The organism is Planktotalea sp., assembly GCF_050633725.1.
Classification (GTDB): Bacteria; Pseudomonadota; Alphaproteobacteria; order Rhodobacterales; family Rhodobacteraceae; genus Planktotalea.
The window spans coordinates 40,340-52,585 of record NZ_JBOEHB010000040.1 but is presented as its reverse complement, the minus strand read 5'-3'; the positions used below and the strand labels follow the sequence as shown (position 1 = coordinate 52,585).

The 12,246-nt window shown below is 53.1% G+C and carries 11 protein-coding genes; 7 read left to right on the top strand and 4 right to left on the bottom strand.

The window, feature by feature from the left end; translation table 11 throughout:
* Positions 1-681, bottom strand: a 681-nt coding sequence (locus ACRBCU_RS19050) for a metallophosphoesterase (protein ID WP_431366980.1), incomplete at its 3' end; no start/stop codon positions are given.
* A 203-nt stretch (positions 682-884) separates the two neighbouring features.
* On the opposite strand from ACRBCU_RS19050, the gene ACRBCU_RS19045 reads away from it, so the two are divergent.
* The 4 genes from ACRBCU_RS19045 to ACRBCU_RS19030 all read left to right on the top strand — a co-directional run bounded on the left by ACRBCU_RS19045 (position 885) and on the right by ACRBCU_RS19030 (position 5,278).
* Positions 885-2,933 carry a YjbH domain-containing protein gene (locus ACRBCU_RS19045; protein WP_431366979.1) on the top strand — a complete coding sequence of 683 codons (2,049 nt, stop codon included), beginning with the start codon at positions 885-887 and terminating at the stop codon, positions 2,931-2,933.
* Positions 2,930-3,550, top strand: coding sequence for a YjbF family lipoprotein (locus ACRBCU_RS19040; RefSeq protein ID WP_431366978.1), 621 nt, complete (start codon positions 2,930-2,932; stop codon positions 3,548-3,550). Before ACRBCU_RS19045 ends, ACRBCU_RS19040 begins: the two co-directional genes overlap by 4 nt.
* A gap of 24 nt (positions 3,551-3,574) precedes the next feature.
* Positions 3,575-4,939, top strand: a complete 1,365-nt coding sequence (locus tag ACRBCU_RS19035; RefSeq protein WP_431366977.1) for a polysaccharide biosynthesis/export family protein — start codon at positions 3,575-3,577, stop codon at positions 4,937-4,939.
* 84 nt (positions 4,940-5,023) lie between these two features.
* A complete protein-coding gene (locus ACRBCU_RS19030; RefSeq protein WP_431366976.1) occupies positions 5,024-5,278 on the top strand; it encodes a hypothetical protein in 255 nt (84 codons plus the stop codon).
* Between the two features lie 83 nt (positions 5,279-5,361).
* Here the strand turns inward: ACRBCU_RS19030 and ACRBCU_RS19025 are convergent, their stop codons facing one another.
* Positions 5,362-7,560 (bottom strand): GumC family protein, encoded by a 2,199-nt coding sequence (locus ACRBCU_RS19025; RefSeq protein WP_431366975.1) that lies wholly within the window; start codon positions 7,558-7,560, stop codon positions 5,362-5,364.
* Between the two features lie 123 nt (positions 7,561-7,683).
* Entirely contained in the window at positions 7,684-8,445 is a 762-nt protein-coding gene (locus tag ACRBCU_RS19020; RefSeq protein ID WP_431366974.1) for a glycosyltransferase family 2 protein, read from the bottom strand.
* A gap of 242 nt (positions 8,446-8,687) precedes the next feature.
* Between ACRBCU_RS19020 and ACRBCU_RS19015 the strand changes: the two genes are divergently transcribed.
* The 3 genes from ACRBCU_RS19015 to ACRBCU_RS19005 all read left to right on the top strand — a co-directional run bounded on the left by ACRBCU_RS19015 (position 8,688) and on the right by ACRBCU_RS19005 (position 11,348).
* On the top strand, positions 8,688-9,524 hold the full coding sequence (locus ACRBCU_RS19015; protein WP_431366973.1) for a sulfotransferase: 837 nt from the start codon (positions 8,688-8,690) through the stop codon (positions 9,522-9,524).
* Positions 9,525-9,663: 139 nt separating this feature from the next.
* A complete protein-coding gene (locus tag ACRBCU_RS19010) occupies positions 9,664-10,461 on the top strand; it encodes a glycoside hydrolase family 25 protein (RefSeq protein WP_431366972.1) in 798 nt (265 codons plus the stop codon).
* Positions 10,458-11,348, top strand: coding sequence for a hypothetical protein (locus ACRBCU_RS19005; RefSeq protein ID WP_431366971.1), 891 nt, complete (start codon positions 10,458-10,460; stop codon positions 11,346-11,348). The genes ACRBCU_RS19010 and ACRBCU_RS19005 overlap by 4 nt, the downstream gene beginning before the upstream one ends.
* 3 nt (positions 11,349-11,351) lie before the next feature.
* On the opposite strand, the gene ACRBCU_RS19000 is transcribed toward ACRBCU_RS19005, so the two are convergent.
* Positions 11,352-12,245 (bottom strand): glycosyltransferase family 2 protein, encoded by an 894-nt coding sequence (locus ACRBCU_RS19000; RefSeq protein WP_431366970.1) that lies wholly within the window; start codon positions 12,243-12,245, stop codon positions 11,352-11,354.
* Between the last annotated feature and the right edge of the window lies 1 nt (position 12,246).

Genomic DNA, 12,246 nt, shown 5'->3' with positions numbered 1-12,246 from the left:
GGACAGTCGCCCTGTCGCATAGGCCCCTGTGTCAATAGAAATGCGGCCGTTTGTGTTTTGCGGGGCATCGACGATGGTGTGCCCATGGACAACAAGCACGCCATCGTTTCGCGGCGATTTCCTGAAATCGGGATGGCCCCAATGAAGGGTTCTATAGCTTTGCTCTGTGACAGGAATTTTGGGGTCTGCACCGGCATGAACGACAGCGACATTGCCTGATTGCCAATGGGTTGGGCGGGCTCTGAGCCAGTTCAGCATATCCTCTCCCATCGCGCTAAGCAGCGCGTCACGCGCCTCGCTCATGGCTTCGGGGCTGCTGGTCTCGGTCATGCCCGCGATGCCGTAGCTCGCCAGCGTTTGCAGACCTCCATAACGTAGCCAATGCGAGCCGTGGGTTTGCGGTGCGTCGATGAATTTGAGCATCAGTTCTTCATGGTTGCCAGAGAGGCAAATGAGATCGGGGCGCGTCGAAAGCAGGCGTAGAACGCCAGCGCTATCATCGCCGCGATCCACGTAGTCACCGACAAGCACGATTTGGACCTTGGGAGCCTCTGACAAAAGCTTGCTCAGAAGGTCCAGGCGGCCATGAATATCCCCGATCGCAATGAACGGAGCGATGGGTTTTGCATCAAACGAAACAGAGCGCTGCGGAGTCAGCGAGCGAAGTAGTTTTTTCAGCATTTTCTAGCTACCCTCGCCAGTAGATTACACGTATGTTGCACGTGCGAGCCCAAGGTGGAAGACAATTAGGGCGTGTTTTGATGCGCATTCGTGACGTCTCTTAATTGGCGGGTTGGATGGCGATTACTTAGGGCTCTGGGGCGAGAATGGTTCTTGGCAAATTTTCAGCATTGAGCGCGCTTGTTTTCGTTGCGAGTTCTAACATGGCGTTTGCCCAAACGCTATCGACCTACGGTACGCCAGGTTTGGTTGATATTCCAACAGCCGAAGCGCTGCCTGATGGTCATTTGGCCCTAACGACGAATAGATTTGCCAAGATCTCGCGCAATACGTTGACCTTTCAGATCTTGCCGCGCCTCACGGGTAGCTTTCGTTACAGCATACTTGAAGGTTTCTCGATCCCGTCCGGCAATCTATACGACCGCAGTTTTGATCTTCAATACCAGTTCATGACAGAGACGGCCCATCGCCCCTCTCTCGCAATTGGCTTGCGCGATTTTGGCGGAACGGGGATCGCGGCTAGTGAATACATTGTTGCGACCAAGACGTTCGGAAACCGTTTAAAGGTCACGGGCGGCATGGGCTGGGGGCGTTTGGCCCAGCATGGCACGTTTTCCAATCCGCTAAGCCGCATAAACAGCAGCTTTGATACGCGCCCGTCCGATAGTTTGGGGGGGCATGCGCTTGCAGGTCGCCCTGATTTCGGCGCGTGGTTTCGTGGGCCTGCGGCGGTCTTTGGTGGGATTGAGTATCAAGCGACAAAGCGATTGAGTTTTCAGCTGGAATATTCTTCCGACGCTTACGATTTTCAGGTTCAGCGCGGTGTGATCGGCATCAATAGCCCGTTTAACGTTGGCTTGAACTACAGCTTTAAGAGCGGATCAAACCTGCGGGCTTTTGTGATCGGTGGCAAAGAGGTTGGCGTTCAGTACACCTACAACTTTAATCCGGCGCGGCGGCGCATTCCGGGGGGCTCTGAGAAAGCCCCATTGCCCATGCGCTCGCGCGGGGAGGCGGTGCTGTCGGTTTATGATCTCGACCAGCCGAGCGTTAAAAAGCAGGCACGTAAAAGCCTGACGCGTTTGTTGGCTGATGACGGAATGGCGCTGCAAGGTTTCACATCAAGCGGGTCGCGCGCCACTGTTCGGCTGGAAAACAATCGCTGGGACGTCGAAGCCCAGGCCGCCGGTCGCGCCGCGCGCGCTATGGCGGCGGTGTTGCCTGCAAATGTGGAAACCTTTGTCATCACCTTTCAGACGCGCGGCGTTGCGATGACTTCGGTGACATTGCAGCGTAGCGATGTGGAGCAACTGGCAGAAGATTACGATGGTTCGTGGAAATCGCTTGCGCGCGCCAAGATCGAAGATGCGCCCAGAATGACGCGCGATGGCGAAGTGCCAGAAGCGTTTCCAAAGTTCACCTTTGGACTGGGGCCCTATACGGAGTTTTCGTTTTTCGATCCCGATAGCCCCGTGCGCCTTGATTTAGGGGTGCAGCTCAGCGCGTCTTATCAGCCAACGCCCGGGCTGACGTTTTCCGGCATCGCGCGCTATCCGTTTGCGGGAAATATTGCTGATGCAACGCGCTTGTCCAATTCGGTTATCCAGCGCGTGCGCTCTGATGCCGTGCTGTATGCAAAGCAATCGGACTTGGAAATCAATGAATTGACGGCGGAATATGTGTTTCGACCAGGTGCAAACCTGTTTGGACGCACAACAGTTGGCTATCTCGAAGACATGTATGCTGGCGTGTCGGGCGAGCTGCTATGGTATCCCAACAACAGCCGCTTGGCGCTTGGGGTTGAGCTAAATTATGTGAAGCAGCGTGATTTCAACATGCTGTTTGGCCTGCAAAATTACGAAGTCCTGACGGGCCATGTTTCGGCCTACTATGACTTTGACAACGGGTTTACCACGCAGTTGGATGTCGGACGTTATCTGGCCGGAGATTATGGCGCGACGCTTAGCATTGATCGCGAGTTTAACAACGGCTTTAAGGTTGGCGGCTATGTCACGCTGACCGACGTCCCATTTAGTGATTTTGGCGAAGGTTCCTTTGACAAGGGTATTCGCGTTACAGTGCCTTTGTCGTGGCTCTCTGGCAAACCCTCGCGCAAATCGACGACGCAGCTTATTCAACCCGTGCTGCGAGATGGTGGGGCGCGTGTGAATGTGAGCAACCGTCTTTATGGGGATGTGCGTGATTATCGCGCGCGTAATCTAAGCGATGGCTGGGGGCGGTTTTACCGATGAAAGTCTGGCACTTCATAACGCTTTGCGCAGTATTCCTCGCTGCCTGTACCTCAGAGGGCAGAGACGATTCCTCCTTTGGGCAAGTCGCGGCTGCGCTGGCTCCCGCGAAAACGCCGCCGCGCGTTCAGGCGTTGTTGCGCGCCAATGCGCCAAGGCTTGAGGTGGGGAACATTCGCAAAAAGACCAAGGGTTTGGTTTTGCTTGAGGCGCGCAAGGACGGGTATGAATATTGGCTGAGCGGTGATGGCTCGCAGCTCATCCTGCAAAACGGCATGCTGCATGGAACGCGGGGCATGGGTGAGGGGTTGCTGGCCTCGGAGCTTAGCCAGCCTTTGGCGCATGTTCTCGGGCTGACGTCAGGCTGGTCGGATCGTTTCCACACCTATCTCAACGGAAATGACCAAGCTGTAACGCGCACCTATCGCTGCCAGATAGATGCGACGTCAGAGACCCATTCAGGCCATGCAGCTGTGCGCGTGGTTCGTGAAGAGTGTAGTAGTTTGGACCAGAAATTTGCGAATATTTATTGGGTCGATGTTTCGAGCCGCCAAATCGTACAGTCACGGCAATGGGTCGGCCCCTTTGTCGGGTCGATATCGACGCGGCTTGTGAACTGATCTATACGAGCGCCATCGGGGGATGTGACAATTAGAAATCTTATTTTACTCGCCGCTTTATCAGTCGCTGTTGGATGTAGCGCTGTTTATCGCTCGTCTTCAGTTGTGCCAGGTGTTGATGACGGAACGAATGTTCGGGTGGTTAAGCTAAATGGCGAAACGGTTATCCAAGCGAACCGCTCCCCGTATCAACCAAAAACCCTGCCTGCGGTGTTTTCGATGACGGCTGGTGGTGGTTCTGGCCTGCGCGGCGCTGGCGCTTTGCCAGATATTACGGTAGATCCAGAAACGCGCCCCCGCGCGTTGGCCATGAACGCGCCTCCAGCGGTGTCTGTTGGTCCTTATGAAATCGGAATTGGCGATGTTGTTTTGCTGTCGACGCCAAACTCTGGCGGCTCGATCGAAGAGCTGACGGGTCTTTTGGCGGCGCAGAATTCGCGTCAGGGCTATACGGTTCAAGATGATGGGGCGGTGAATATTCCTAATGTTGGCCGTGTTCGGATTGCCAACATGACGATTGAAGATGCCGAGGCGGAACTGTTCCAGCGCTTGGTGGAAAACCAGTTTGATCCAACGTTCAGCTTGGAAATTTCCCAGTTTAATTCGCGCCGCGTTTCTGTGGGTGGCGCAGTTGCAAGCCCTGCGGTTTTGCCAATTTCGCTTACGCCTTTGGTGTTGTCCGAAGCCTTGGCCGCGGCTGGTGGTGTGACGGTTCAGGATCAGGATTTTGCATCAGTTCGCATTTATCGCGGTGGAACGCTTTACCAGATTCCATTGGCAAAACTTTATGAGCGTTCTGATTTGCTGAACACGCGTCTTATCCATGGCGATTCAGTCTTTGTGGATACCCAATACGAGCTGAGCCAAGCCGAAAGTTATTTCGCCCAGCAGATTACACTGCTTGGTGAACGTCGACTCGCGCGGCAAGCTGCGTTGAGCGAGCTGCAAACAGAGGTGGGCTTGCGTCGCGCTGCGCTGGCTGAGGCGCGCAGCAACTACACGAGCCGAATTGAGCTAGGCTCTGACACGCGGGACTATGTTTATTTGACGGGCGAAGTCGGGCAGCAATCGCGTTTCGCGTTGCCCTATGATCGCCGCGCAAGTCTTGCGGATGCGATGTTTGATACTGCTGGCGGTATTCTTGGCCCAACAGGGGATATTTCGCAGATCTACGTTCTGCGCGCCTCGCAAGATCCGCGTGAGTTTGGCGCCGTCACTGCGTGGCATCTGAATGCGCAGAATGCTGCAAACTTTGCCCTTAGCACACAGTTTGAGATGCGCCCAAATGACGTGGTTTTTGTTGCCCAGCAGCCAATCACCAAGTGGAACCGTGCGATTGATCAAATCTTGCCGTCTTTGTTGAATGTATCTAACGCGGCGGTGAATTGATCGAACTCTACCTATGCGCGAAGTTTGACTATTCAAAATTCGGCGTTTGTGCTAAAGAGACTTAAATTTGTTTAGGAGACCCTGATGTATTTGAAAAAATTTGCCTGCGCCGCTGTGATTGCAAGTGTTGCGTCATCCGTTTCTGCGCAAAACGTGTTTCTTGATTGCTCGAACCCTGCGAATGCTACTGCGGATGCTTGCCTTGCCGGGAACACGACACCGACCCCTCCAGCGCCAGCGCTTGCTAATTTGGGCACAACACTCGGGTTGGGCATTGTCGCGGTTGGCATTGTTGGCGCGTTGGGCGCGAACAAGAAAAACACTTCAAGCACAGATTAAACCGTCGCTACAAAACGTATCAAAGTTTAGAGGCCCACGCATTTGCGTGGGTCTTTTGTTTGGCGCGCCTTAAGCGGGGCAATTTAGATGTCGTAGTAGCCCTTGCCATAGTTCGAATACGTACCGTATTTGCCACCATAGCCGTAGTTTTTCATGCGACGGGAATCAATCTGCGACAGCACAAGCCCATCAACGCGCAATCCAACAGTTGAGAATTGGCGCAGGCCGTCGACAACCAATGACTTGCCTGTGTCGTCCCATTTGACCGCGTAGATGATTGCGTCGGCTTGATCGGCAATCACGCGAGCGTCAGGCACCACGAGCACAGGCGGCGTGTCGATGAGCACGTAGTCATAGGTTGAACGGGCAAGGGTTATAAACGCTTTGAATTTCTCGGAAGAGAACAAATCAGCAGCGTTGATTGAAGGTTTGCCGCCCATAAGCACGTCAATGTTCAAGGTTTCATCATGAAGAATTGCGTCTTTTAGCTCTTTCTCGCCAGAGAGCACGTCAATTAAATCGCTCTCGCCCTGTGACGCAAAATATTGGCTCAGGGTGCGGCGGCGGATGTCGCCTTCGATCAATAGCACCTTTTTCCCAAGACCTGACAAGTTGGCAGATAATGCGATGGCTTGGGTGGTTTTGCCTTCTCCCGGAATGGAGGAGGTCAACATGATAACTTTCGGCGGGTTGTCTACATCGGCAAGCAAGATCGAGGTTCTTAGATTGCGGATCGATTCAGAGGCGGCTGACGTGGGTTTGTTGTGTAGATAATCCACCAAGGCGCGGCGCTTGCGAATAGGCATACGCGGGATTTGTCCCAGCACGGTATAGCCGGTTGTTTGTTCCAGATCTTCGGCGGTGCGAAATCCGTTGTGCATAAACTGGCGAAGCAAGACGATGCTTGTGCCAATAAAGGCACCCAAAAGAAGCCAGGTCATTACGATCCGGCTTTTACGTGGCTCGACCAGACGGCCTTTGATCGCCTCTGACAAAATCCTTGTGTCCGCTTGTTGCAGGCCAATCTGAACAGAGGTTTCTTTTAGGCGGGTCAGGAAGGTTTCATACAAAACGCGGGTTGCGTCGGCTTCTCGGATAAGTTGGTTCAGGCGCACCAGATCTTCCGCTTGAACGGCGACTTGGGCTTGTAAACGCGTAAAGGAGTCTTCAAGCGCGCTGAGCTGGGTTTCTTGCCGCTCTGTATTTGCCCGCTCGCGTACCAAGATCCGCTCAAAGCGGGTAAAGAAAGCGCGTTTAGCGGTTTCATCATCACCGCGTGCGCCGGCTGCGAGGCGGTTGAGCGTAATGTCAGTCGCCTCTGCCAAGATCGCGTCGATGTCTTGGCTTTCAGCGAGGTCTTCCAATCTGGCAAGTTCTTCGCGCGCATTGACCAGCGAAATTTGCGCCGCCGAAACACGTTCGCGCATGTCCTTGGTGCGCGCATTCAGAACGCCAAGTGCTTCCAGGCTGATCAGGTCCGTTTCGGCCTGAAGGTCTTTGATTGCGCTTTCTTTGGATTTCAATTCAAGCTCGAGCTCAAGCACGCGCTCTGACAGCCAGTTGGTGGCGAATTCTGTCGCTGAAAATTTAGTCGCGATTTGTTCGGCGATGTGGGTTTTTGCCAATGTGTTGGCGATCAGGGCTGATTTGTTCGGATCTTCCGTCTTTACAGAAAGGCTAATCAAATAGGTGTTTCGTTGAGAAGAAACAGTCACAGCGCCGCGCAATCTGTTAACGGCACCTGTTTTCGCTCGCTCAGCGTTTGGTAGCGGCCTTTTTGCAGGTTTTTTGATTGGCAAATAGTCGGATAGAAATGCCCTGATAGACTTCCGCGAAAATCTGGAGGGCTCACGCAGATAGCCGTTGAATTCAGGATCAGCTGTTAGGTTCAGTTCTGTAACGACTTTTTCGAGCAACCCACGCGAGCGGATAATTTCAAGTTCTGTGTTGATTGCTGCGCGATTTTTCGATGTGCCAGAAACAACGCTTTCCAAATCAACAACGTTTTGATCGCGTAGCTGCAAAGCAAGCCGCGCGGTCGTTGAATATTTGGCGGTGGTCCCGTTGAAGGCATAGTAGCCGCCTAACAGGCCCGCGATGAGAGCGAGCGCAAGTATGGTCCACTTGCCGCGCCAGAGCGTGCCTATGATGCCAAACAGGTCAACTTCGTCATCTGAGCCGGTTTTTTGAGACATAGGAGGGGTGTAGTCGACATTCTGGCGCGCTTTGCCTGCGCGCGCGGGCGACGCGTCGGTGTTTTCTTGGTCACGCGTCGTTGTCATAGTGTTCTCAAGCCTAAATGAAATCTACAAAACGATGTCAGATACTTGTGCGCGTATCAAGCTGATCGCACAGCTAGAAGCTGACCCGATACACTTAGCCAATTGTGGGCGAGATGTTTAGTTTCAAATTCTGAATTGATTGATTTTTCTGGCATTCTTGAAAAACAGCGCACCGAGACCGCCTACGCCGTTGGATTTGAGCGCGCGGTAGTCCTCGCGGCTTTTCCTTAGAATGCGCCCGAGCGAGCGATTGCTTTCGCCGCCAACCCGCATTTTGACCATGACGTGTGGAATATAAGCGGGTTTGATTTCAGCGCGCCAAAGCCAGCGTAGCATGGCATCATAATCGGCGGCGATTTGATAGGACGTATCGTAATCTCCAAGCTGCTCCAAAACCCTGCGCCGAATGTAAAAGGTCGGATGTGGTGGCATCCACCCGCGTTTCATTGCGCTGCGTTGGAAATTGCCTGACTCCCAATGGCGGATAACGCGCGTTGTATCATCGGCGCTGACATATTGCAGATCTCCGTAAACGCACGCGATTGTGGGATCTTCAAAGGCTTTTGCGACCTGTTCCAAAATTGTGGCGTCGGCAAAGATATCATCGGAGTGCATGAGGCCGACAACATCCCCCGTTGCGCGCGCCATGCCTTTGTTAATGGCGTCGTAGATGCCTCCGTCCGCAGCGCTTTGCAGGGCGATCCGCGGCTCGTTTAATGCTGAGATGACATTCAACGTTTCATCGGTTGAGCCGCCATCCTGAATGACATGATCGATGTTGGAATAGGTTTGATCTTGCACTGACTGAATGGCTTCACCAATCGTGTGCGCGCGATTGTAAACGGCTGTCACAACAGAGATTTTTAACGGCTCAGGATCGTGCATGGTCCCTCTTCCCCTGCCTTGCGGCATAGTTTGCAGGGTAATCCATGTGCTGTTCACTGCCTATGTGCAAGGCCTGTTCTAACACGATAATGGTGTATTTTAATTTTTCAAACGCGCAAAGATTGCACGATGCAATTTAAAGACGTATGTTAGATGTAGCATACAAGTTCTGATGCAGGCTTCTTCAGCCGCGCATTTCTGGTTTCCGTTTCTCTTAAAATACGCACCGGAAAAGGCTTGGCATGAACCATATGGCTGCTTCACCTGTTACGTTCTTTGGTGCCCAGACCAATATGGGCCAACAGCTTTCTTGCAATTTGTTTTTGCTTTGCCCGAATAATAGCGGCTCGACCTATCTTTCAAAAGCGATGGGTACATCGCCTAATATTTGGTCCTTGTCGCGAGAGGGGCAGCATGCGCTTGGCTTTGTTGGACCGATTACCCAAAGGGACAACGCGTTGATTTGGGCGGCTGACAAGGCGTCGTTGGATCGAATTGTTGATCCTGCTATTTTCAATTGGTCGCAGAATAAGAAAACCTGGTATTTCCAAGCGCAGGCACATAGCGCGGATGCGCGGGTTTTCTTTACGAAGGCGCCGCCGTTTCTGGCCTATGCCGAAATGCTGAAACAAAATTTTGCGAACACGCGTTTTTTGATCATGGTGCGCAATCCTTATGCGGTGATTGAAGCTATCGTGCGGCGGCGCGGTCCGGGAACGACTGATCTGGATGCGCTTTTGCATATTGCGACGCGCCATATTCTGGCGTGCTTGGAGATGCAGCGCGAGAACCAGAGGCGCTACAGGGGGATCAGCACTTTTTTCACCTATGAAGATATGTGTGCGGAGCCGATTAGAATTGCAGATCAGATCAAAGCCCATGTGCCTGAAATCAAAGAGCTGAACCTTGATCAAAAGCTGTTGGTGAAACACGATTATAACGAGCGTTTGCGCAACATGAATGATGAGCAGATCAGCCGCCTTACGCAGGCGCAGTTAGAGGCGATCAACGCGCTAATGGAGCCGCATCAATCACTGTTAGCGCATTTTGGATACGAGTTGATTACCCGTGCGAGATAGCTGGTTTTGCCGCGCATGTGAGAATTTTCTATACACGCTTAGGTTATTTGAGGTATCTTAAAAACAACTTTAAGCATTTTTACCCAGTGCGCTGTTAGTCATTCGATTTCATCTTCAATTTTCCTGTTAGGGGGTCGGCGTGCTTCACAAGAGTCTTGATCCAAGCAAAGTGCTTATTGCTGTTGTGGCTATCGCCGTTGGGGCGCTTGTTGTGACCCGCCCCGCTTTGGTGAGTGTCGCAGATCACGAAGCCAAGGCTGTGACAACGCAAGCGGCGCGAACGGCTGCGCAAGCCCCGGCAACCAACGTGCAGACGCATAAGACTGGCCAACCCAAGGGCGTAGATCTTTCGCATTATCAGTCGACTGTCGATTGGGCCAAGGCCAAGGCGGATGGTCTTGCCTTTGCCTATTCCAAGGCAAGTGAGGGCAATAGCTATGTCGACAAAAGCTTTGCCCGTCATCGTGCGGGGGCGGCGAAACAAGGCGTGCCCTTTGGTGCCTATCATTTCTATCGCCCGAATGATGACCCCAAAACGCAAGCCGAGCATTTCCTAAAAACGGTGGGGGATACGCAGGGCGATTTGCTCCCTGCGCTTGATCTGGAGATAGCGCCAAATTCTAGCGAAAGCGCGAGTTACAAAGCCAGCGTGCTTGTCTGGCTTAACCACGTCGAGGCGGCAACGGGCTGCAAACCCGTCGTTTATGCCAGCCCCGCTTTTTGGCGCGCGCATCTCGGGGCAGATTTAGCGGGTTATCCGTTTTGGTTGGCTGAATATAGCAGCGTGCCGAAACCCCCGAAAACTGCGCCTGCCTGGACCTTTTGGCAGCACTCCGAAAAAGGGCGCATAGCGGGGATCAAAGGTTTGGTCGATCTCGACGTTGCAGCCTCCTACGACGCGCTTGCCAATTCCATATGCGGAGCAAATAAAACATGAGCCTGCTGAAAACTGAAAACGATGTTGCACGCGAAATCGAGATCGGGATGCAGTTGATACTAGGCATCGCCCTCTTTGTAGTCGGGCTTGTTTGGTTCACCGGTGTGTTGGATCCGTTGGCGCAATTTCTTGGCGGGCAACAGCTAAACGAGAGCAACCAAGCCTATATTCAATCGGTCCAAGCTGGCGCGGTGAAAGAGCTGGCAACGCTTGGCGCGATTTTGGCGGTTGTTGATGTGGTCTCTAGCGTAGAGCTTGGATTTAACTTTGTCGCTTCTGCAAACGTGAGTGTCGGGCATGCGATACATTCGCTTGGTTTGCTTTTGAATCAAGGGGTTGATGCGCTTGTGCTGTCTACTGCGGCCTTTGAGGTGCTGACTTTTTTGCTCGCGATTTCCAATGCGGTAAGCGGGACGATCTTTGCCTTCGCGATGATTGGTCTTGGCCTGTTGCTGATCGCGCGCGGTATGGGCGCAGAGGCGAAACTGACCGCGCTATTGGAAGACGTGGCTTTCATCGCCATCGCTTTGTTTCTCTTCACCTATATCATCGTGCCCTACAGCATTCAGATTTCCGCGTGGAGTTCACTAGAGATAACCCATGCGCTACATACCTCCACCCGCGAAGGGCTGGCGGCGCTGCATAGCGATATAGTCGAGCGTGCAACGGATGCGTCATCAGCGAAGGAATGGGTAAAGAAAGGCACGGCGCTTTCTGCTTTTGATCACCTTTCAAATGATCTTACGCAAAAGGTAGAGGCGGCGGGCTCGCTCGTTTGGTCGTTCTGGGCGCGGGTGCTGACCCATGCGATTCTGGTGCCGCTCTTTGTGGGTTTGGTGCTGAAGTTAGTACTTCATCGCGTTTTGAAGTTCGTCGTCAGTCAGTAGCGGCTATTCATGCGGCTTTACGTCGATCTGCAATACGTCGCGGATTGCAGTGAGCGCATCCACATTTTGCGTTTTCATGTAGGTCTTTGTTTCGTGCAACTTCATGTCCACGAGGTAGCGATACCAAAAGCCCTGTAGCACATGAAAGGCGGTGCCCTCTTTGCCGTCGAGAAAACCGAGCCGAACAATGTAGCGATAGAAGAAATAGACAAAGGCGCGGAAGCCACCGGGCAAACGCGCGTAGACTTTTTCTTTTAGCCAGCGTTTGACCCCTGCTTGTTGCCTGCCTTTCAGATCTGCGACGGTTTCGTGGGGCATAAAGCCATGTTCGAGGTTCAGCAGGTCCACAACTTCGCGATTTGCGTAGTCGTTGTGTTTGCTCACCCACCATGTCAGCGGGTTTTGATTGTCGTCGATGATTTCGCCGTGAAGTTCGGCGGTCGTGCCTGTGACTTGAATATGCTCGTCCATCCAGCGATTTTCACAGCGCCCCTGCCCTGCACGAAACAGGCGCAATACGCGGATTGGAAAGACCCCGCCCCAGCGAATCGCGCGCCCTAGGAAGGTCATGCGGCGCGAGACATAAACTCCTGTCGTCGCTTCCCCAAAGCTTGCCAATTGATCATTGATTTCGCGCGCAAGTTCAGGTGTGACGATTTCGTCTGCATCAAGACGCAGAACCCATTCGGTGCCTTTGGGCAGATGATCAAGCGCCCAGTTGAATTGCGTGGCGTAGTTGATCCACGGATTTTCAAGAACGTCTGCGCCTGCCTGTTTCGCCAAGCTGACGGTATGATCGCAAGAGCCGCTGTCCACAACAAGGCAGCGATCTGCGATCTCTTTGACGGAGGCAAGCGCGCGGGTGATATGGCGCTCTTCGTTTTTGGTGAGGATCACA